Source organism: Ramlibacter monticola (assembly GCF_016722785.1).
GTDB classification, from domain to species: domain Bacteria; phylum Pseudomonadota; class Gammaproteobacteria; order Burkholderiales; family Burkholderiaceae_C; genus Ramlibacter; species Ramlibacter monticola.
Map to the genome: position 1 here is coordinate 136,843 of NZ_JAEQNE010000009.1, position 20,889 is coordinate 157,731.

Below are 20,889 nucleotides of genomic sequence, written 5' to 3' on the forward strand. Positions count from 1 at the left end.
CCGGAAGTTGGCTTCACACGCTTTTCCGTTGGACAAGCGTTGGACAGAACCTCAAGCCGGGGCCGTGCGATACGACGGTCGGTCCCGATCGGCGGTCAGGCGGAAGCCCTGATGGCCGTCAACATGGCCCTGCTCCCTCTGGCACTACATAGCTGCCCGACTTCCCTCCGTGCTTTTCAACCAGGTGCACGCCTGTGATCGTCATCCCCCGATCCACCGCCTTGCACATGTCGTAGATCGTCAGAAGGGCGACATTCACCGCCGTCAGCGCTTCCATTTCGACGCCGGTGGGGCCCGTTGTCTCGACCGTCGCGGTGCACGCGACGGCGTCCGCGCGGCCGGCCTGGGCCGGGGCGAGCTCGAAGTCGACGGCGACGCGTGTCAGCGCCAGCGGATGGCACAGCGGGATCAGCTCGCTGGTCTTCTTGGCGGCCATGATGCCCGCGACCCGGGCGATGCCGAGGACGTCGCCTTTCTTTACGGTCCCGCTCTGGATGATGGCCAGCGTAGCGGGTAGCATCTCGATCCGGCCGGCCGCCACGGCGACCCGATGCGTCGCCGCCTTGGACCCGACGTCCACCATGTGGGCCTGCCCCTGCGCATCGAAATGGGTGAGTCCGCTCATGCAACAACCTTCCTTTTCCCTGAACCATCATACGGCCAGCTTCGACTGGCGCAGCCGGCTGCGCGCCGCCACCATCCACCTGGGGCTGAGCGCGCTCGTCGCGGTGCTGGCCGGCCTGCTGGTCTTCGCGCTCTGGTACCCGTGGCCCTACCGCGAAATCTCCGGCGGCCGCGAGCTGTTCGCCCTGGTGGTCTCGGTCGACGTGGTGCTGGGCCCGCTGATCACCTTCGCGATCTTCAATCGGGCCAAGCCGCGCAAGGAACTGCGGCGCGACCTGGCCGTGGTCGGCCTGCTTCAGCTCGCCGGCCTGGCCTACGGCCTCTGGACCGTCCATCTCGCGCGCCCGGTGCACATGGTCTTCGAGCTGGACCGGTTCCGAGTTGTGCACCAAGTGGAGATTCCCGTCCAACTCGCCGACCGCGCTCCCGCCGGGATCCCGCTCGCTCCGCTCGGAGGTCCGACTGTGATCGCACTGCGACCCTTCCGGAACGACGCGGAGCAGCTCGAGTACACCATGGCGGCCTTGCAGGGCCTGCCGCTGTCGGCGCGGCCGGAGCTGTGGCAGCCCTACGAGGCGGCGCGCGAGCGCGTGCTGGCAGCCGCGAAGCCGGTGCCCGAGCTGAAGCGCCGATTCCCGCAGAGGGCGGCCGCGATCGACGCGGCGGTGCGGCAGGCGGGCCGGGAGCCCTCGCAAGCGGCATACTTGCCCCTGATCGCCCGCAAGGCGGAGGGCTGGACCGTCCTGCTCGACGCCCGCACGGCGGAAACGATCGGATTCCTGCCGCTGGATTCGTTTTGAGCCTGTCCCGCCCGCCCATCGCCCGCCGCGGAGTGGCCGCCACTCTGGCGGCCCTGCTGCTCGCGACCGCTCCCGCGGGCGCGCAGCTGCCCACGCTCGGCGATGCGGGCGCCATCAGCAGCAGCGCGGAGCGCAAGCTGGGCGAGCGCATCGCCCGCGAGCTGTACCGCGACCCCGACTACATCGACGATCCCGAACTCGTGGAGTACGTGCAGAGTCTGTGGCAGCCCCTGCTGGCGGCGGCCCGCGCGCGCGGCGAGCTCACGGCCGAACTCGACGAACGCTTCGCCTGGCAGGTGCTGCTGGGCAAGGACCGCACCATCAACGCCTTCGCGCTGCCGGGCGGCTGGCTCGGGTTGCACCTCGGGCTGGTCAGCGTCACCAGCTCGCGCGACGAAGTCGCCTCGGTGCTGGCGCACGAACTGAGCCACGTGACGCAGCGGCACATCTCGCGCATGGTGGCCAAGGAGAGCCAGCAGACGCCCTGGGTGCTGGCGGCGATGATCCTCGGCGCGATGGCGGCCTCGCGCAATCCGCAGGCCGGTGGCGCCGTGATGGCGGGCAGCCAGGCGCTGGCCGCGCAGCAGTCGCTCAATTTCTCGCGCGACATGGAGCGCGAGGCCGATCGCATCGGCTTCGGCGTGGCCACGCAGGCCGGCTTCGAGCCGCAGGGCTTCGTCACCATGTTCGAGAAGCTGCAGCAGGCCGCGCGCCTGAACGACACCGGCAACTATCCCTACCTGCGCACGCACCCGATGACCAGCGAGCGCATCGCCGACATGCAGTCGCGCCAGCAGCTGTCGGACCACGGGCCGGTGCAGCCCACGCTGGAACACGCCCTGATGGCCGCCCGCGCGCGGGTGATCTCCAACCCCGGCGTCGACGCGCTGCGCGCCACGGTCGTCGAAGCGGATGCGAGCGGCTTCGCCGCGCTGCCGCGGGTGCGGCAGGCCAACGTGCTGTACGCGGCGACGCTCGCCGCTTGGCGCCTGCGCGACCCGGCGGCCGTCAGCCGCCTGATGGGGCGGCTCGATGCCGTCGTGGCGGGCGACCCCACCGGCCAGCGGCTCGCGCGCCTGCTGGCGGCGGAGATCGCGCTCGCGCTCGGGGACAACACGCGCGTGCTGCGCACCCTGGACGCGGACAGCAAGCGCCGCCCCGAGCTGCTGCTCACGGCGCAGGCGCAGGTGCAGTCCGGCAAGGCGGCGGAAGCGGCGCAGCGGCTGCAGACCTGGGTGGCGACGCAGCCGCGCGATGCGGCCGCGTGGCAGCTGCTGTCTTCCGCCTATGCGGCCCAGGGGCAGTCACTGCGGGCCGTGCGGGCGGAGGCCGAAGCGCGCGTGGCGCAGCTCGATTACACCGCGGCACTGGACCGCTTCAAGGCGGCGCAGGACCTCGTGCGCAGGGGCGCGGGCGGCGGCGACCACATCGAGGCGTCGATCATCGACACCCGGGCGCGCCAGGTCGAATCAGCGCTTCGCGAACAGGCTCTCGAGCGCTGACTCGATCACCACGCCCACCGCGGTGTAGATCAGGGAACCCACGAGGGCGGCGACGAAGTCGCGCACCAGGAAGCCCTGCAGCACCGCTGCCGCGGCCCAGAACACCAGCGCGTTGATGACGAACAGGAACAGGCCCAGCGTGAGCACGGTCACCGGCAGCGTGAGCACCACCAGCACCGGCCGCACCACCGTGTTGAGCAGCCCGATGACGAGGGCGGCGGCCATGGCCGAAGCGAAGGACTTCACTTCGACCCCGCTGTACACGTAGGCGACGAACAGGAGCGCCGAGGCGCTGAGCAGCCACTTCGTGATGAGCTTGAGCATGGGCGGCAAGGATAGCACCCGGGTCACGGGGCGCCCGGGGCCGCCGCCCTGGCTTCAGTAGTCGAAGGACGCGAAGGTGCAGACCATCCAGGCGCCGAACCCCAGCAGGGCGCCGGGCGAAAAGCGCATGCTGTCACCGCCGTTGTCGGCCGACTTGGGACGGCGCGCGTCGATGACGCGGGCGTTGCCGTGTTCCGTCATGAGGCTGCGGGTGAGCTCGGGCAGCGGGCCCCTGGCGAGGATCGGGGTGACCGTGTCGCCGCGCTCGCGCAGGGTCGGCACCACTTGGTCGAACAGCTTGTCGGCCCACTTCGCCCGCCAGTTCTCGCGCGCGGAGTGGCTGACCCACTTGCTGATGCGGTGGGTCATGCGCGGGGCGCAGGCCACCAGCAGCCAGTGGGTGGGCTCCGCGGCCGCGAGCAGTTGCTGCCGCGCATAGGCCGCGTCGTCCAGATACACGATCACCTTCTCCATGGAGCCTCCTGGTGCGCCCCGGCTCAGGGGGCATCGGCGGAACGACGCGCCGCGCGGGTGGCCAGCCACCCAGCGCCGAGCACGCCGGCGATGCACAGAGCATACGTGCTCCAGCGCGCAATTGCATGCAGGGTTCCTGCCGGGTCGAACACCGCGTCGAGCAGCGGCTCGTCGATGATCATCTTGGCCGCCGTGAACGCCAGCACCGCCGCGCCCAGCTGGATGATGACGGGGAAGCGCTCCACCAGCTTGAGCACCATGCTGCTGCCGAACACGACGATCGGCACGCTGACGAGCAGGCCGATCACCACCAGGTCGAAGGAGCCGTGGGCCGCGCCCGCCACGCCGAGCACGTTGTCCACCCCCATCAGCGCGTCGGCGATCACGATGGTGCGCATGGCGCCCCAGAAGGTGGTGGCGGCCGGGCCGTGACCCTCGCCGCCTCCGTCGTCGGCGATCAGGCGATAGGCGATCCACGTCAGGCCCAGGCCGCCGACCAGCATGAGGCCGGGGATCTGCAGCAGCCAGACCACGCCGACGGTCATCAGCGAGCGCACCACGATGGCGCCCACCGTCCCCCAGATGATGGCCTTCTTCTGCAAGCGCGCGGGCAGGCTGCGGGCGGCCAGCGCGATGACGATCGCGTTGTCGCCCGCGAGGACCAGGTCGATCAGGATGATGGCCAACAGGGCCGAGAACCAGGCGGGAGAGAAAAATTCCATGCGACGCTCCGAAACAAGACCCTTGATCGCCGGGGCGGAACGGATCGAAGCCTTCGCAGGGCGAACGGGCTTCGATCCAGGCCGCACGGGCCCGATCGAAGGTCTTGCTCGGCATGCAGTTGCTGACTGCAGCCCGGCCAGCCGGAAGCATGCGCTTCGTATTGACGGCGTGCCGATGGCGCCGCACCCCGGGTGGGAGGCGGGCCGGGAGCTACTCCCCTTCGCGGCCGCAATTAGACCATAGCTGCGCGCCGCGTGCAGCAGGTATTTCAATGCCCCGCTATCATGGCCGTCCAGCAGTACCCGATGGCCCAGCCATGGCCGGCATCCACATTACAGACATAGAAGCCGCCATCAACTTCTGGCGCGAGCGCAAGCCGTCGCCCGACGGGGTGACGCTGGCGCCCGAGCTGCGCGCGCTCGCCGAGGTCTACGCGCTGATGGTCTTCCATCACGAGGACGAGGCCGAGGAGCGCGGCTTCCCCGCCGGCGCCTATGCGGCGTGGAAGGCCTGGTACGACACCCAGCCGGATACCCCCTGCATCGCGATCTGCTCCACCAGCCAGGGCGACGCGCTTTGCAAGGGCTGCGGCCGCAGCTTCGACGAGGTGCAGCACTGGCCCGCGATGACGCCGGCGCAGAAGCGGCAGGTCTGGCGCCGCATCACGCGGCAGCAGAGCGCGTGGCGCTTCAACCGGTATGCGGAGCGGGCGCCCACCGAGGGCCCGGCATCGGCACCGACCCCGCGGCCCTGATCGTGCGGCGGCTCACCCAGGCCCCCAACATCGCCATCGCGTCGCTGTGGGCCGACACGCTGCGGCAGGCGGGCATCGAGGCCTCGGTGCAGCGGCAGTTCCTTTCCAGCGTGGCCGGGGAGGTGCCGCCGGACCAGTGCCTGCCGGAGATCTGGATCATGCACGACGAGCAGCTGGAGCCCGCGCGGGCCTTCCTGCGCCAGCTGCAGGCGTTGCCGCAGCACCGGTGGCGCTGCGCCTGCGGGGAACTGGTGGAGGGGGGCTTCGAGTCGTGCTGGAACTGCGGGCGGCCGATGCCCTGACGCCGGCTACTTCCAGCGGACCGGATCGATGTCCACGTGGCGCGCCGCGTCGCCGAGCATCAGCACGCCTTCCTGGATGGTTGCCTGCAGCTGCATCGAGCGCTGCGCGAGCCGCTCCAGCTCCTGCGAGGCTTCCGCGGGGATGCGCCACACGGCCAGGTTCGACAGCCGCGTGAGCTTGTTCTCGATCCCGCGCCACCACACTTCCGCGGCGTGGTGGAAGGCATAGACCGCGACCTGATCCGACTGCCGGCAGGCCTTGGCGAGCGCCACCTCGTCGGGCTGGCCCACCTCGACCCACAGGCGGGTCTGGCCGGTGAAGTCACGCAGCCAGGCGTCCGGCTCGTCCGGGTCCGACAGGCCCTTGCCGAAGGCGAGCGTGCCGTCGCCGCCGCACACGGACTGCAACTCGTGCGCATGCAGGGCCAGCGCGGCCAGCCGGACCATCATCCGTTCGTCGGTTTCGCTGGGGTGACGCGCCAGGGTCAGCGCATGGTCGGCGTAGTAGCCGTGGTCGATGTCGGCCACGGCGATCTGCGCCTTGAAGACGGTGGACTTGAGCGCCAAGGATCTACACCCTGCGCGCGAGTTCGGCGGCCTTGCCGATGTACGAGGCCGGGGTCATGGCCAGCAGCCGCTCCTTCTCCGCCGCCGGGATGTCCAGCGAGCGGATCAGCCCGTGGAGGTCCTCGGCCGAGACGGTCTTGCCGCGCGTGACTTCCTTGAGCTTCTCGTAGGCGCCGTGCACGCCGTAGCGGCGCATCACGGTCTGGATCGGCTCGGCCAGCACTTCCCACGAACCCTCGAGGTCGGCGCGCAGCGCTTCCTCGTTCAGTTCCAGCTTGGCGAGCCCCACTCCCAGCGCGTTGTAGGCGAGCGCCGCGTAGCCGAGCGCCACGCCCATGTTGCGCAGCACCGTGGAGTCGGTCAGGTCGCGCTGCCAGCGCGACACCGGCAGCTTCTCCGAAAGGTGCTTCAGCAGCGCATTGGCCAGCCCCAGGTTGCCCTCGGCGTTCTCGAAGTCGATCGGGTTGACCTTGTGCGGCATCGTGGAGGAGCCGATCTCGCCCTCGCGCAGCCTCTGCTTGAAATAAGCGAGGCTGATGTAGCCCCAGGCGTCGCGGCACCAGTCGATCAGGATCGTGTTGGCGCGCGCGATCGCGTCGAACAGCTCCGCCATGTAGTCGTGCGGCTCGATCTGGATGCTGTACGGCTGGAAGCTCAGGCCCAACCCCAGGGGCTCGGGCGCCTCCACCACCTTGCGGGCGAAGGCTTCCCAGTCGAAGTCGGGCCAGGCGGCCAGGTGGGCGTTGTAGTTGCCCACGGCACCGTTCATCTTGGCGAGCATCTTCACCGAGGCGATCTTTTCGCGCGCGGCGGCGAGACGCACGACCACGTTGGCGATTTCCTTGCCCACGGTGGTCGGGCTGGCGGTCTGGCCGTGGGTGCGGCTCAACATCGGGACGGCGGCGTACTGGTGCGCCATCTCGCGCATCCGGCCGATCACGGTGTCCAGCGCCGGCAGCAGCACCAGTTCGCGCGCGCCCTTCAGCTGCAGGGCGTGGCTGGTGTTGTTGATGTCCTCGCTGGTGCAGGCGAAGTGGACGAACTCGCTGGCCGCGCGCAGCTCCGGCCGGGCGTCGAACTTCGACTTGATCCAGTACTCCACGGCCTTCACGTCGTGGTTGGTGGTCTTCTCGATCTCCTTGATGGCGAGGGCGTCGGCCTCGGAGAAGTTCTTCACCAGCCCCAGGAGGTAAGTGCGCGCTCCCGGCGTGAGAGGCTTGAATTCGGCAAATCCGGCATCGGACAGGGCGATGAACCAGCAGATCTCCACTTGCACGCGCTTGTGCATGTAGCCCTGCTCGCTCATCAGCGGGCGCAGCGGCGCGAGCCGCGCGGCGTAGCGGCCGTCCAGCGGGGACAGCGCGGAAATCGTGGAGAGAGGCATTCCCGAATTTTAGGTGCCTGCGCCATCGGACTTTGGACCTAGATCCTGTCGCGGGTCGGCGACAGCGGTCAAAATCCATTCCCCTAGAATGAATCCGAACCTCCCTCCACAACGAGAACACGCCAGGCAGCGCCCATGAAGTTGATCGGATCCACCACCAGCCCGTACGTGCGCAAGGTTCGCGTCGTGATGGCCGAGAAAAAGCTGGACTACCAGTTCGTGGAAGAGGACGTATGGGCCGCGGACACGACCATCATGCATTCCAACCCGCTGGGCAAGGTGCCCTGCCTGGTGATGGAAGGCGGCGAGGCGCTGTTCGACTCGCGCGTGATCGTGGAGTACCTGGACACCCTGTCGCCGGTGGGCAAGCTGATCCCGGCGGTGGGCCGCGAACGCGCCGAAGTCAAGACCTGGGAAGCGCTGGCCGACGGGGTGCTGGATGCCCTGATCCTGGCGCGGCTGGAGTCGCACTGGTCCGGGCGGCCCAAGGCGCAGCGCTGCCAGGCCTGGATCGACCGCCAGGTGGCCAAGACGCAGGCCAGCCTGAAGGCCATGAGCCAGGGCCTGGGAGACAAGCCCTTTTGCGCGGGGATCTATCTGAGCCTGGCCGACATCGCGGTCGGCTGCGCCCTGGGCTACCTGGATTTCCGCTTCCCCGAGATCGACTGGCGCACGGCCTATCCGAACCTCGCCAAGCTGAAGGAGAAGCTGTCCCAGCGGGCCAGCTTCTCCGACACCCTGCCGGCCTGAGCTGCCGCAGCCGGACGTGAAAAGGCCGCCCATCGGGCGGCCTTTTCACTTCAAGAAAATTGCTGCGAAGCGCCCCGAAACGAAGAGGGAGGGAGGGAGGAGGAGAAGAGTCGCCTCGGGATTGCATCCGCGACCAGCGGTCCGGACGACTTCGCAGCAGCAAACGGCGGTATCCCTGCCTCTCGCCGATGGAGTCCGGGACGTACCCGACGGTTCCGGTGCGAATGCAATTCGTTCGTAAATATTTGTTAGTCGAGCTGCATCCGCGCCACACTCACCGCGCCGCGAGCTGCTGCTCCAAGGCGCGCAGGAGCGTCGGATCGTCGGGCGTGGTGGAGCTGCCGTAGTGGGCGATGACCTTGCCGTCGCGGCCGATCAGGTACTTGTGGAAGTTCCAGGTCGGCGCCTTGCCGGTCTGGGCGGCCAGCTGGCGGAACAGCGGATTGGCTTCCGGCCCCTTCACCGAGCTCTTGCCGAACATCGGGAACTTGACCCCGAAGGTGTTCTCGCAGAAGTCGGCGATCTCCTTGTTGCTGGCCTTTTCCTGGTTGAAGTCGTTGGACGGAAAGCCGAGCACGACCAGCCCCTTGTCGCGGTAGCGGCCGTACAGCGCCTCCAGGCCCTCGTACTGCGGGGTGTAGCCGCAGAAGCTCGCCGTGTTCACCACCAGCACCACCCGGCCGGCGTACTGGCACAGCGGCTGGGGTTTTTCGTCCTGCAGGCGGGGGAAGGTGTACTGCAGCACCGCAGGGCAGGCGGCGGCCGGCGCCGGGGCTTCGGGCGTCGCGGCCGCGGCGGGCAGCGGGGCAGCCAGGGAGGCGGCGAGGGCGATCAGGGCGGCCAGGCTTTTCATTGGGGACTCCGGGGGAAAGGTCGCGAAAAGCCATTGTGGCGAGGCCGGCCGGCCCTTTGTCGCGACATGGACTTCCGGGAGTCCCGGTCCCTTCAGGGGAAAACCCCCATCCTCCTAGAATGTCCGGTTACTCTCGAAGTCCAGGCCATGCTCTATCCCGAACTGTTCAAGCAACTCGAGTCCGTCCGCTGGGACATGGACAAGGACATCCCCTGGGACAAGTTCGACGCCGCCCTGCTGACCGAGGAGCAGGCCCAGACCGTCAAGATGAACGCCATCACTGAGTGGGCCGCCCTGCCCGCCACCGAGATGTTCCTGCGGGACAACCGCAACGACAGCGACTTCTCCGCCTTCATGTCGATCTGGTTCTTCGAGGAGCAGAAGCACTCCCTGGTGCTGATGGAGTACCTGCGGCGCTTCCGCCCGGACCTCGTGCCCACCGAGGAGGAACTGCACCAGATCCGCTTCGAGTTCGACCCGGCCCCGGCGCTGGAAACGCTGATGCTGCACTTCTGCGGCGAGATCCGCCTGAACCACTGGTACCGCCGTGCCGCCGAATGGCACACCGAGCCGGTGATCCGCGAGATCTACCAGACCCTGAGCCAGGACGAAGCGCGCCACGGCGGCGCCTACCTGCGCTACATGAAGCGCGCCATCCAGAATTTCGGCAACGAGGCGAAGGCCGCATTCGCCAAGGTCGGCGTCCTGATGGCGAGCGCGCGCCGCACCGCGCAGGCGCTGCATCCCACCAACCTGCACGTCAACAAGGCCCTGTTCCCGCGCGACACGATCCAGTCCCGCCTGCCCGACCCCGAGTGGCTGGAGCACTGGCTGGACAAGCAGATCGAATTCGACGCCTCCTGGGAAGGCAAGGTGGTCGAGCGCATCCTGCACAACATGAGCCTGCTGATGGACCGCAGCTTCAAGACCGTGCAGGAGCTCAACCGCTACCGCAAGGAGCTGCAGGCGAGCCTGGGCCAGGCCGGCGGCGAGCCGCAGCCGGCGTGAGCGCCGCACGGCCGCCCGAAGGCGCTCGCCCCCTTCGCTTGCGGAGGGGGGCCTCTGGGGTCCCCACAAAAATGCTTCAGCATTTTTGTGGGGTGAGAGGTGTGGCGCAGCACGCAGTGCGGAGCCTGGGGGAGGTTGCCCAGTGAGCGAGGCAGGCTTCCTGTCGAAGATCGTCGCGCGCCGGGACGCGCCGGCGCGACTCGCGGCCCTGCCCGGGCCGGTCGTCTTCACCAACGGTGTGTTCGACGTGCTGCACCGCGGGCACGTCACCTACCTCGCGCAGGCGCGCGCGCTGGGCGGCAGCCTGGTGGTGGGGCTGAACACCGACGCCTCCGCGCGCCGGCTCGGCAAGGGCCCGGACCGGCCCCTCAACGCCGAACATGACCGCGCGATCGTGATCGCCGCGCTGGAGTCCGTCAGCCTGGTCACCTGGTTCGACGAGGACACGCCGGTGCAGCTGCTGTCCGAGCTGCGGCCGCAGGTGTACGTGAAGGGCGGCGACTACGACATGCGCACGCTGGCCGAAACTGCCCTGGTGGAAGGCTACGGCGGCCGCTCGCTGGCGATCCCCTTCGTCGACGGCTATTCGACCACGACGCTGGTGCAGCGCATCCGCGCGAGCCGCTGACGGGCGGCACGCGCAAACCTCATCCCGGATTGCCGCTCCACAGCTTCCTGTAGGCCGCCGAGCCGGCGAGCGCCGGCATGTTCGGCCGCAGCACCCAGGCGGACGCAGCCGTGTCCGGCGTCCAGGCGGAACGGCCCAGTCCCAGGCGGCCCTCCGTGGCGCGCATCCCGGTGGCTTCCAGCAAGGTCGGGAACATGTCGAAGGACGTCAGGGGCTGCACGCGCTCCGGGAAGGGCGCGGCGCCGACGAAGAGATTGAACACGCGGCGGTCCGCCCCGCTGCGCAGTTTCGCGTCGACCGGGTTGCCCACGGCCGGGTGGTCTCCGATGATGACCAGGGTGGTGTCCTCGAGATAGCCCTGCTCGCGGACGAATCGCACGAACTGCGCCAGTTGCGTGCTGGTGCAGCCGACGATGGCGCGGAAGGCGTCCGCTTCGTCGTTCACCGCATCGCGGCGGCAACGCGGCGAGAGATAGCCGTTCGGATTGTGGGTGTCGAGGGTGAGCAGGGTGAGGTTGAACGGCTGCCCCGCGGCCCGGAGGGCGGCAAGCCGCTCTCGCGCGCGTGCCAGGAGGGCGTCGTCGTACATGCCCCAGCCGCCCATTTCGGGATCGGGGGTTCCGGGCTGGCGCGCGCCGGCCGCGAGCCATTCTTCCTTGCCCCAGCGTTCCTGGTAACCGTGATCGTTGAGAAACCGGCCCTTGCCGGAGAACGACAGCGGGGCACCGCCCATGAACACGTTGCGATAGCCGCGTGCCTGCAGGAGGTCGCCCAGGCAGGTCGCGCCCGGCAGGAAGGTGCGTCCCTCGCCTTCCTTCCGCTCGGCATCGTCGTAGATCGTGAGGGGGATGCCGCATTGCGTGGCGACCATGGCGGCGATCGTCCATGTCGCGCCCGGCGCCGCGTGGTAGGCAGGCAGGCTCTGGCCGCCGACCGTCCGCAGGGGGGCCAGCAGGTCCGCGCCGAACAGCGCCGGGTCCGAATAGGACTCCTCCAGGCTTTCGACGTAGATGAGGATGAGGTTGCGCCGCCGCTCTTCCTTCAGGGCCGATGCGGCCGGGGCGCGGTAGGACTGCGCGAAGCGGTCTTCCTCGAAGTGCGCCGCCGCCCAGGAGAACGCGGAGAACTGCAGCAGCAACATGCTCAGCCCGCCGCCCACCACCAGGAGCGGCACTGCGCGCGCGCTGCGCGTCCGCCAGAGGCCGCGACCCTGCGCCGCCAGGCCGTGCAGCGCCGAGGCGATGCCGGCCAGGGCCAGTGCCGCTGCGAGCACCTCCACCAGGAAGGTGGAGACGAAGACCTCGCTCATCTCGACGGCCGCACCTTCGGCGAAGTGCAGGTGGTACAGGATCTGCTCGATCGTGGGCGAACCGAACTCGCGGTTCACCCAGAGCGCGAGGGCGGCGGCGAAGAAGCCCGCGAAATAGGCGAGGAAGCGGACGGCAGGGGCGCGCCAGCGGACCGCTTCCCTGTCGTTGATGGGTCCCATGGTGCCTGATTCTGGGGCACGGACGCGCGGTGGCGCCCCGCAGCCGCTCAGGCGGTCCGGCGCCGCAGACGAGCGGCCCGGTGCCGCAGGCCGGTGAACCGGCGCCGCAGCCAGTGTTCCGAGTCGTCCACCACCTCGTACACCACCGGCACCACCAGCAGGCTCAGGATCGTCGACGTGAACAGCCCGCCGATCACCGCGATCGCCATCGGCGAACGGAAGCTGGGGTCGGCGGTGCCGATGCCCACCGCGATCGGCAGCATGCCGGCGCCCATGGCGATGGTGGTCATGATGATCGGCCGCGCCCGCTTGTGGCAGGCGTCGAGCAGCGCCTCGAAGCGTCCGAGGCCGCGGTCTCGCCGCGCCACGATCGCGTACTCCACCAGCAGGATCGAGTTCTTGGTCGCGATCCCCATCAGCATGATCAGCCCGATCAGCGAAGGCATCGAGAAGCTCTTCTGCGCCACCAGCAGGCCCACGAAGGCGCCGCCCAGCGACAGCGGCAGCGCGCTGAGGATCGTCACCGGATGCAGGAAGTCCTTGAACAGCAGCACCAGCACGATGTAGATGCACAGCACGCCGGTGAGCATCGCCAGCCCGAAGCTGGCGAACAGTTCGCCCATCATCTCGGCGTCGCCGACCTGCACCACGCGCACGCCGGGCGGCAGGTTGCGGATCGCCGGCAGCTCCTTCACTGCCTCGGCCACCTCGCCCAGCGGCAGGCCGGACAGCTCGATCTCGAAGTTGATGTTGCGCGAGCGGTCGTAGCGGTCGATCACCGCCGGCCCGCCGGACAGCTCCAGGGTGGCCACCTGTCCCAGCATCACGGTGCCGCCGCGCGCGCTGGGCACCGACAGCCGCTCCAGCACCCCCAGGTCCTGCCGCGCGTCCTCGCGCAGCTTCACCACGATCGGCACCTGGCGCTGCGCCAGGTTCAGTTTCGGCAGCGCCACGTCGAAGTCGCCGGCGGTCGCGATGCGCAGGGTGTCGCCGATCGCCTGGCTGGTGACGCCGAGGTCGGCGGCCCGCGCGAAGTCCGGCCGCACCACGATCTCCGGCCGGATCAGGCTCGCGGTGGAGGCGATCTGCCCCAGCCCGGGGATGGTGCGCAGGTCCTTCTGCACCGCCACCGCCGCGTCGCCCAGCGCCCGCGGGTCCTCGCCGGTGAGCACCAGGATGTACTTCTCGCCCGAGCCGCCCAGGCCCACCTTGCTCCGCGTGCCGGGCAGCGCCTCCAGCGCGGTGCGGATCTGGTTCTCGATGCCCTGCTTGCGCGGACGGTCGCCGCGTTCGTCCAGCAGGATGGTGAGCGTGGCCTTGCGCGCCTCGGCTGCGCCGACGTTGGCCATGGGGTCGCCACCGGCGCTGCCGCCGCCAATGGTGGTGTAGACGCTGCGCACGTGCTTCACCCGCAGCACGGCGCGGCGTGCTTCCTCCGCTGCCGCGCGGGTCTGCTGCAGCGTGGACCCGGGCGGCAGCTCCAGGTAGACCTGGGTCTGCGAGTTGTCGTCGGGCGGGATGAAGCCGGTGGGCAGCAGCGGAATCAGGGCCACCGAGGCGAAGAAGAACAGCGTGGCGAGGATCATCGTCTTCACGCGGTTCGTCATGCTCCAGCGCACGGCGCGCATGTAGAGACGCATCCACGCCGGATCGCCGTGGTCGTGGTGGTGCGGCTTGAGCAGGTAGGCGGCCATCATCGGCGTCAGCAGGCGCGCGACCACCAGCGAGGCGAACACCGCGAGCGCGGCGGTCCAGCCGAACTGCTTGAAGAACTTGCCCGCGATGCCGCTCATGAAGGCGGTGGGCAGGAACACCGCGATCAGCGTGAAGGTGGTGGCGATCACCGCCAGCCCGATTTCGTCCGCCGCCTCCATCGCCGCCTGGTAGGGCGTCTTGCCCATGCGCAGGTGGCGCACGATGTTCTCGACCTCCACGATGGCGTCGTCGACCAGGATGCCGATCACCAGCGACAGCGCCAGCAGCGTCACCACGTTGATGCTGAAGCCCAGCAGGTGCATGCCGATGAAGGCCGGGATCACCGACATCGGCAGCGCCACGGCCGACACGAAGGTGGCGCGGAAGTCGCGCAGGAACAGCCACACGACCAGCACCGCCAGGATGGCGCCCTCGTACAGCAGGTGCAGCGAGCCCTCGTATTCCTCCTGCACCGGCGTGACGAAGTCGAAGGCCTGGGTGAGCTGGAGGTCCGGGTGCTGCGCCTTCAGTTCGTCCAGCGCCTTGCGCACGGCCGCGCCGACCTGCACTTCGCTCTCGCCGCGGCTGCGCGACACCTCGAAGCCCACCACCGGCTTGCCATCGAGCAAGGCCGCCGCGCGCGGCTCGGCGATCGTGTCGGAGACTTCGGCGATGTCCTGCAGCTGGATCTTGCGGCCGCCGGGGATCGCGATCTGCATCGAGCCGATCTCGCGCGCCGTCTGCACGGTGGCCAGCGTGCGCACCGGCTGCTCGCCGCCGCCCACGTCGGCGCGGCCGCCGGCGCTTTCCACCTGCACCTGGCGCAGCTGGCGCGAGAGGTCGGCCGTTGTGATGCCCAGCCCTTCCAGCTTCACCGGATCGAGCGCCACGCGGATCTCGCGCGTGACGCCGCCCACGCGGTTCACCGCGCCGACGCCCGGGACCGCGAGCAGCTTGCGCGAAAGGTCGTTGTCCACGAACCAGGAGAGCGCTTCGTCGTCCATGCCGCGCGAGGCGATGGTGAAGGCGAGCATCGGCTGGCTCGCCAGCTCCAGCTTGTTGACGATGGGATCGCGCAGGTCGGAAGGCAGGTCCGAGCGCACGCGCGCGACCGCCGAGCGCACGTCGTCCACGGCCTCCTGCACCGGCTTCTCCAGCCGGAATTCGACGGTGAGGGTGACCACGCCGTCCTGCACCTTCGTCATGATGTGCTTGAGGCCCTGGATCGTCGCGATCGCGTTCTCGATCTTGCGGGCGACGTCGGTCTCCAGCTGCTGGGGCGAGCCGCCGGGCAGCGAGGCCGTGACCATCACCGTCGGCAGGTCGATGTCGGGGAAGTTCTGGACCTTCATCGCCTTGAAGGACAGCAGCCCCGCGAACGTGAGCAGCACGAACAGCATCACCGACGGGATCGGGTTGCGGATGGACCAGGCGGAGAAATTCATGGCGCGCCTTTCGCGTCTCAGCGCTGCGCGCTTGCGGGTGCGGAGGCCGGCGCCGAGGCCGCGCCGGCGGCCGCGGCGGGCGTGGCGCTGGCCGGGCCGTCCGCCACCCGGACGAGGTCGCCGTCGTTGAGGAAGCCGCCGCCGCTGGCCACCAGCTTCATGTCGGCGGTGACGCCCGCCAGCACCTGCACGCGGTCGCCCGCGATGCGGCCGGTCTGCACCTTCACCTGCGACACGCGGTTGTCCGGATTGACGCGCAGCACGTAGCTGAAGCCTTCGCGCACGACGATGGCCGGCTGCGGCACGGTCAGTGCCGGCGCCGCGCCGAGGTCGAATTCCCCGCGCGCGTACATGCCGGCGCGGGCGCTGTCGGCGGCGGGACCGGGCAGCGGGTGCACGTCCACGTAGACGATGGCGATGCGGGTCTGCGGATCGACCGTGGGGCCGATCATGCGCACCCGGCCCTCGAGCCGGGCGCCGCTGGGGGAGGTGACCAGCGCGCGGGTACCCGCCGTCAGCCGGCCCAGTTCCGCCGACGTGACCTCGGCCCTCCATTCGAGCCGGCCCTTGCGGATCAGGCGGAACAGCTCCGTGCCGTTGTTGATCACCGCGCCGACCGTCGCCGCGCGCGCCGAGATCACGCCGTCGTCGGGCGCATGCACGGCCGCCTGCGCCAGCCGCACCCTCTGCTGCTGCAGCTGCGCCGCCGCGGCCGCCACCCGCGCCTTGGCCGTGGCCTCGCCGGTGACGTACTGGTTGATCTGCGAGGCGCTCATCGCCCCGGTCTGCGACAGCGTGCGGGCGCGCGCCGCGTTGTTGGCCGCCTCGGCGGCGCTCGCCTCGGCTTCGGCCAGCGCGGCCTGCGCCTGCGCCGCTTCGGCCTGCACCGTGCCGGCATCGAAGCGGGCCAGCACCTGGCCGCGCCGCACGCGGTCGCCCACGTTGACCAGCACTTCGGAGATCCGCAGGCCGTTGCCCTCGGCGCCGACGCTGGCTTCCTGCCAGGCGGCCAGGTTGCCGTTGGCGGCGAGGGTCAGGGGCAGCATGACCTGCTGCGGCGTCACGGTGGTCACGGTCAGGGCGGGCTTGGTCGTGGCCGCGGGCTTCTTCGCGGCCTCTTCCTTGTTGCCGCAGGCCGCCAGCAGGGTCGCGAGCGCCAGCAGGCCCGCCGTGGTACGGAGCGAAAGGGAAATCACTGGGCCACTTCCTCGTTCTGGGATTCGGTACGGGCGCTGTTCTCCGGGCGCTGCCAGCCGCCGCCGAGGGCGCGGTACAGCGCGATCCAGGCGGCCACGCGGTCGCGCTGGACACCCACCAGGGTCAGCTCGGCGACCAGCAGGGTGCGGCGCTGGTCCTCCAACTCGATCAGCGTGCCGAGCCCGGCGCGGTAGCGGGCGTCGTTCGCCGCCAGCGAGATCCGGTAGCCTTCCACCGCGGTGCGGGCGTCCTCGGCGCGCGCGCGGGCGCTTTCCAGGTTCACCAGCGCCTCCTCGACTTCGCGCACGGCCTGCCGCACCCGCGCGCGGTACTGGACCACGGCTTCGTCGTAGCGGACCCGGGCCGCGTCCGTGGCGGCGGCGCGGCGACCGGCGTCGAACAGCGGCATGCTCAACGCGAGCGGGCCGATCGCCCAGGTCTGCAAGTGGAGGGTCTGGCCGCCCGCGCGGATCGTGCCGCTGCCGACCTGGCCGGTGAGCGTCAGGCGCGGGAACTGGTCGGCGAGGAAGGCGCCGACGTCGGCGCTGGCCGCCTCCACGTTGCGCTCGGCCGCGTAGACGTCCGGCCGCTGCGCGAGCAGGGCCGCCGGCAGCGGCGGGATCGCATCGTCGGCGATGCCGGCCGGTTCCGTCCAGCCTTCGGCCAGCCGACGCCGGAGTTCGGGTTCGCCGACGCCGGTGAGCGCGACCAGGCCCTTCACCAGCAGTTCGCATTGCGCGTTCTGCTGCAACGCGCGTACGGCGCCTTCGGCCGCGCTGGCGCGCGCCTGGGCGGCGACCGCCGGCGCGGTGAAGCCGGCCTCGGCGCTGAGTCCCGTCAGCCGTGCAGTTTCGGCGCGGGACTGCGCGTCGTTGCGCGTGACCTCGAGCTGGCGCTCGCAGATGCGCAGGTCGAAATACGTGGTGGCGGTCTCCGCCGCGATGGCGACGCGGGCGTCGTGCCAGCCGGCCTCGGCGCCGCGCAGGCGCGCGCCGGCGGCGTCCGCCTGCGACTGGCGGGCGCCGAACAGGTCGATCTCCCAGCTGGCCTGCACCGTGGACTGCAGGACCGTGGAGACCGGTCCTCCGCCCACCACCTGCCCGGCCTGGGAATTGCCGCGGGTCGCGGAGGCGTTCAGGTCGACCGCGGGCAGCTGGGCAGCCTGGGCGGCGACGCGGTTCGCGCGCGCTTCGGCGATGCGGGTGCCGGCGGTGGCGACGTCGGGGCTCACCGCCTGCGCGGCCGCGATCAGGTCGACCAGGACCGGCTCGCGGAACTGCTGCCACCATTGCGACAGGTCGACCAACCGGCCGCCGTGCGGCAAGGGGGCATACCAGCGCGGCGCCGCTTCGGACTCGACGGCGGCGGGCGGACGGGGCAGCGCGCAGCCGGCCAGCAACAGCAACAGGCCGGCCGCCGCGAGGGGGCGCAAGTGGGTCATTCCAGGATCTTCGGAGAGCCCGCCAGCCTACCACCGGCCCCACCGCCGCGGTGGGGAGGGCGGTCTATCGGGTTACGCCCCGAAGACGTGCCGCCACAGCGCCAGGATCGCCTCCCGTTCGGCGGCCAGCAGTTCCTGCGGCACCTGCGTGGTCTCCTCGTTCAGGCGCGCGTGGTGCTGGTGCCGGCGCAGTTCGCGGTAGGCCGCGGCGGCGCCCTGGCCGACGCCGGCCGGCAACAGGCCCGCCGCCTCGGCGCGCTGCAGCAGCGCGATGTTGCCCACGTTGGGGATCAGCTCCGGATGCCGCGCCGATTCGGACAGCACCAGGAACTGCACCGCGAACTCGGCGTCCACCATGCCTCCCGCGCTGTGCTTCAGGTCGAAGCGGCCGGCGCGCACCGGGTGGGCGCTGCGCACGCGCTCGCGCATGGCCACGATCTCGCGCTGCAGCGCGGCCACGTCGCGCGGCGCGGTGATCACCGACTGCCGGACCGCGTCGAACTTGTCCTGCAGTGCTTCCGGGCCGTTCACGAAACGGGCCCGCGTCATGGCCTGGTGCTCCCAGGTCCACGCGGTGTTGCTGCCCCGGCGCAGCTGGTAGTCCTCGTAGGCGCGGAAGGTCGTGATCAGGAGGCCGGAGCTGCCGTTGGGCCGCAGGGCCGTGTCGATCTCGAACAGGTCGCCCTCGCCCGTCTTGGTCGACAGCCAGATGATGATCTTGCGCACGAAGGCCGCGTAGGCTTCCGGCGCGCGCTCGTCCTCGTCCTCGTAGACGAACACGATGTCGAGGTCGCTGCCGTAGCCCAGCTCCTTGCCCCCGAGCTTGCCGTAGCCGATGACGGCGAAATTGGGCGTCTCGCGATGCCGCTGCTTCAGGCGCTGCCAGCACCAGCGGGCGGTGATGTTCAGCGTGGCGTCGGCCAGCGCGCTCAGTTCGTCGGCGACCTGTTCGACGGTGAGCACGCCTTCCACGTCGCGCGCCAGCGTGCGGAACAGTTCCGCATGGTGGGCCCGGCGCAGCAGGTTGAGCAGCATCTCGTCGTCGTCTTCGCCGGTGATCTGCACCGAGCGCTTGCGGTGTTCCAGCTCGCGTTCGAACTCCTGCGCGTTGAAGCGCTCGGTCAGCAGCCCCTCGCTGGCGAGTTCGTCGATGACGCCGGGATGCTGGATCAGGTAGCGGGCCGGCCAGCGCGCCGCGCCCAGCAGGCGCAGCAGGCGCTCGTGCACGCCGGGGCGTTCCCACAGCAGCGCGAGGTAGCTCTCGCGCCGCAGCAGCGGCTCGATCCAGTCCACCATGCGCAGCGCGGCCTCCTCGCTCACGCGGCCTTCCTGCAGCCACTGGGCGGTGCGCGCCACCAGGCGGGACAGGCGCTGGCGCGCGTCCTCGCGCAGCGCCATCACCCGCGGATGGGCGGCCCAGCGGTGGATGCGCTGCTGCAGCTGCGCCGGCAGTTGCTCCAGCAGGTCGTTCAGGTCCGGCGGCGGCTTGGGGCCGCCGTTGGGGCCCTTGCAGCTGCGGCACTCCTGGGAGCCGCCCAGCAGCTTGTCGAATTCCTCCGCCACCAGCTCACGGTGCCCGTCCAGCTCGTGCAGGAAGGGGCAGCAGTCCGCATAGCCCATGGTCTGGGCGATCCAGGTCAGGTCCCCATCGTCGTCGTTGCGGCAACCCATGGGCAGCACGTGGGTCTGCTGGTCGTCCAGGTACTGGATGCGGTGCTCGACACGGCGCAGGAAGATATAGGCCCGGGCCAGCGCGCCGGCCGTCGCCTCCGACATCAGGCCGGCGACCGACAGCCGCTGCAGCGCCTGCAGCGTCGGCCGCGTGCGCAGCTCGGGAAAGGTGCCGCCGCGCACCACCTGCAGCAGCTGCACGGTGAACTCGATCTCGCGGATGCCGCCGCGCGACAGCTTGACGTCGTTGGCGCGCTCCGGCCGGCCGGCCGCGCGCCGCGCCGCATGCTCGCGGATCTGGCGGTGCAGCGTGCGCAGGGAGTCGAACACCGCGTAGTCGAGGTAGCGGCGGAACACGAAGGGCAGCACCGCGCCGCGCAGCGCCTGCGCGCCGCCGTCCTCGATGCAGCTGCGCGGCGCCACCACCCGGCTCTTCATCCAGGCGAAGCGCTCCCACTCGCGGCCCTGCACCTGGAAGTAGTCCTCCAGCGCGCCGAGCGACACCGCCGGCGGCCCCGAGTTGCCGTTGGGACGCAGGGCGAGGTCGACGCGGAACACGAAGCCGTGCTCCGTCACGTCGCCGATCAGGCCGAAGATCGCCTTGACCGCCTTGGCGAAATACTCATGGTTGCTGATGCGGTTGCGGCCCTCGCCGTAGCCCGCCGTCTCGCCGTCCTCGTCGTAGATATAGACCAGGTCGATGTCGCTGGAGACATTGAGCTCGCGCGCGCCCAGCTTGCCCATGCCGACGATCCACAGCTGCGAGCGCCGGCCGTCCGCGCGCAGCGGCGCGCCGTAGGCCTCGTCCAGGTCGGCGCAGGCGTGGCGGCAGGCGACGTCGAGCGCGAACTCGGCCAGCTCGGTGACGGCGCCGGTGACCACCTCCAGCGGAGCCTCCCGGTCGCAATCGAGCACCACCAGCCGCTCCATGACCAGCTGGCGCAGCACGCGTAGCGCCGATGGCACATCGTGGCCGCGTGAACGTAACGCTTCGTAGGCCAGGCCGAGGGTGGCATGCGAAGGCGGCCCGGGCGGCAGCAGCGCCAGTTCGCCGGCATAGCGGCGCCGCAGCCGCTGAACGAAGCGGGATTGGCCCGAGAGCGGCTCGGATCCGGAAACGGCGTCCGCCGCGCCCGGCATGGCCCCGTTGACGGCCGCGAAGCCGAATCCGCCAGAGCCCGGCGCGTCGCCGAGGGTCATAATTCCCGCCACTCCCAAGTCTTCATGATTGCGACGCCACCGAATCCCTCACGGTCGC

Annotated in this window: 19 protein-coding genes; 7 read left to right on the plus strand and 12 right to left on the minus strand. The window is 70.2% G+C overall.

From position 1 onward, the window contains the following. Positions 1-118 precede the first annotated feature (118 nt). Complete coding sequence (gene moaC / locus JJ685_RS26510) at positions 119-625, minus strand: cyclic pyranopterin monophosphate synthase MoaC (RefSeq protein ID WP_201677387.1); 507 nt, start codon at positions 623-625, stop codon at positions 119-121. Between moaC and tfpZ the strand changes: the two genes are divergently transcribed. Further along, complete coding sequence (gene tfpZ, locus JJ685_RS26515; protein ID WP_201677388.1) at positions 624-1,424, plus strand: TfpX/TfpZ family type IV pilin accessory protein; 801 nt, start codon at positions 624-626, stop codon at positions 1,422-1,424. The two genes, moaC and tfpZ, sit on opposite strands and share 2 nt — an antisense overlap. Then, positions 1,421-2,926, plus strand: a complete 1,506-nt coding sequence (locus JJ685_RS26520) for a M48 family metalloprotease (protein ID WP_408015501.1) — start codon at positions 1,421-1,423, stop codon at positions 2,924-2,926. The genes tfpZ and JJ685_RS26520 overlap by 4 nt, the downstream gene beginning before the upstream one ends. Here JJ685_RS26520 and JJ685_RS26525 read toward each other — a convergent pair. The 3 genes from JJ685_RS26525 to JJ685_RS26535 are packed head-to-tail and all read right to left on the minus strand — an operon-like array spanning position 2,894 to position 4,446. Then, positions 2,894-3,250, minus strand: a complete 357-nt coding sequence (locus tag JJ685_RS26525) for a phage holin family protein (protein WP_201677389.1) — start codon at positions 3,248-3,250, stop codon at positions 2,894-2,896. The genes JJ685_RS26520 and JJ685_RS26525 overlap by 33 nt on opposite strands. A 54-nt stretch (positions 3,251-3,304) precedes the next feature. Then, entirely contained in the window at positions 3,305-3,724 is a 420-nt protein-coding gene (locus tag JJ685_RS26530; protein ID WP_201677390.1) for a hypothetical protein, read from the minus strand. A gap of 23 nt (positions 3,725-3,747) precedes the next feature. Continuing rightward, complete coding sequence (locus tag JJ685_RS26535) at positions 3,748-4,446, minus strand: TerC family protein (protein WP_201677391.1); 699 nt, start codon at positions 4,444-4,446, stop codon at positions 3,748-3,750. A gap of 317 nt (positions 4,447-4,763) precedes the next feature. Between JJ685_RS26535 and JJ685_RS26540 the strand changes: the two genes are divergently transcribed. Beyond that, positions 4,764-5,201 (plus strand): DUF3717 domain-containing protein, encoded by a 438-nt coding sequence (locus tag JJ685_RS26540; RefSeq protein ID WP_201677392.1) that lies wholly within the window; start codon positions 4,764-4,766, stop codon positions 5,199-5,201. Positions 5,202-5,203: 2 nt separating this feature from the next. Next, positions 5,204-5,503 carry a putative signal transducing protein gene (locus JJ685_RS26545; protein WP_201677393.1) on the plus strand — a complete coding sequence of 100 codons (300 nt, stop codon included), beginning with the start codon at positions 5,204-5,206 and terminating at the stop codon, positions 5,501-5,503. 6 nt (positions 5,504-5,509) lie between these two features. On the opposite strand, the gene JJ685_RS26550 is transcribed toward JJ685_RS26545, so the two are convergent. Then, positions 5,510-6,070, minus strand: coding sequence for a YaeQ family protein (locus tag JJ685_RS26550; protein WP_201677394.1), 561 nt, complete (start codon positions 6,068-6,070; stop codon positions 5,510-5,512). Positions 6,071-6,074: 4 nt separating this feature from the next. Next, positions 6,075-7,454, minus strand: a complete 1,380-nt coding sequence (gene purB / locus JJ685_RS26555; protein WP_201677395.1) for an adenylosuccinate lyase — start codon at positions 7,452-7,454, stop codon at positions 6,075-6,077. A 135-nt stretch (positions 7,455-7,589) separates the two neighbouring features. Between purB and JJ685_RS26560 the strand changes: the two genes are divergently transcribed. Continuing rightward, the gene (locus JJ685_RS26560; RefSeq protein ID WP_201677396.1) at positions 7,590-8,204 is read left to right on the plus strand and encodes a glutathione S-transferase N-terminal domain-containing protein; all 615 of its coding nucleotides are present in this window, start codon (positions 7,590-7,592) and stop codon (positions 8,202-8,204) included. A gap of 274 nt (positions 8,205-8,478) precedes the next feature. Here JJ685_RS26560 and JJ685_RS26565 read toward each other — a convergent pair whose 3' ends face one another. Beyond that, on the minus strand, positions 8,479-9,057 hold the full coding sequence (locus tag JJ685_RS26565; protein ID WP_201677397.1) for a glutathione peroxidase: 579 nt from the start codon (positions 9,055-9,057) through the stop codon (positions 8,479-8,481). 147 nt (positions 9,058-9,204) lie between these two features. Between JJ685_RS26565 and JJ685_RS26570 the strand changes: the two genes are divergently transcribed. Then, positions 9,205-10,065 carry a ferritin family protein gene (locus JJ685_RS26570; RefSeq protein ID WP_201677398.1) on the plus strand — a complete coding sequence of 287 codons (861 nt, stop codon included), beginning with the start codon at positions 9,205-9,207 and terminating at the stop codon, positions 10,063-10,065. 142 nt (positions 10,066-10,207) lie between these two features. After that, positions 10,208-10,693: a D-glycero-beta-D-manno-heptose 1-phosphate adenylyltransferase gene (gene rfaE2, locus JJ685_RS26575; RefSeq protein ID WP_201677399.1), complete on the plus strand. Its 486-nt coding sequence runs from the start codon at positions 10,208-10,210 to the stop codon at positions 10,691-10,693. A 19-nt stretch (positions 10,694-10,712) separates the two neighbouring features. Here the strand turns inward: rfaE2 and JJ685_RS26580 are convergent, their stop codons facing one another. The 5 genes from JJ685_RS26580 to glnE form a co-directional block, all read right to left on the minus strand. Next, complete coding sequence (locus JJ685_RS26580) at positions 10,713-12,182, minus strand: sulfatase-like hydrolase/transferase (RefSeq protein WP_201677400.1); 1,470 nt, start codon at positions 12,180-12,182, stop codon at positions 10,713-10,715. A 47-nt stretch (positions 12,183-12,229) separates the two neighbouring features. Next, positions 12,230-15,322 (minus strand): efflux RND transporter permease subunit, encoded by a 3,093-nt coding sequence (locus JJ685_RS26585; protein WP_201677401.1) that lies wholly within the window; start codon positions 15,320-15,322, stop codon positions 12,230-12,232. Between the two features lie 17 nt (positions 15,323-15,339). Beyond that, the gene (locus tag JJ685_RS26590; RefSeq protein WP_201677402.1) at positions 15,340-16,518 is read right to left on the minus strand and encodes an efflux RND transporter periplasmic adaptor subunit; all 1,179 of its coding nucleotides are present in this window, start codon (positions 16,516-16,518) and stop codon (positions 15,340-15,342) included. Next, positions 16,515-17,960 (minus strand): efflux transporter outer membrane subunit, encoded by a 1,446-nt coding sequence (locus JJ685_RS26595; protein WP_201677403.1) that lies wholly within the window; start codon positions 17,958-17,960, stop codon positions 16,515-16,517. Before JJ685_RS26595 ends, JJ685_RS26590 begins: the two co-directional genes overlap by 4 nt. A gap of 72 nt (positions 17,961-18,032) precedes the next feature. Then, the gene (gene glnE / locus JJ685_RS26600; protein WP_236599318.1) at positions 18,033-20,771 is read right to left on the minus strand and encodes a bifunctional [glutamate--ammonia ligase]-adenylyl-L-tyrosine phosphorylase/[glutamate--ammonia-ligase] adenylyltransferase; all 2,739 of its coding nucleotides are present in this window, start codon (positions 20,769-20,771) and stop codon (positions 18,033-18,035) included. Positions 20,772-20,889 lie beyond the last annotated feature (118 nt).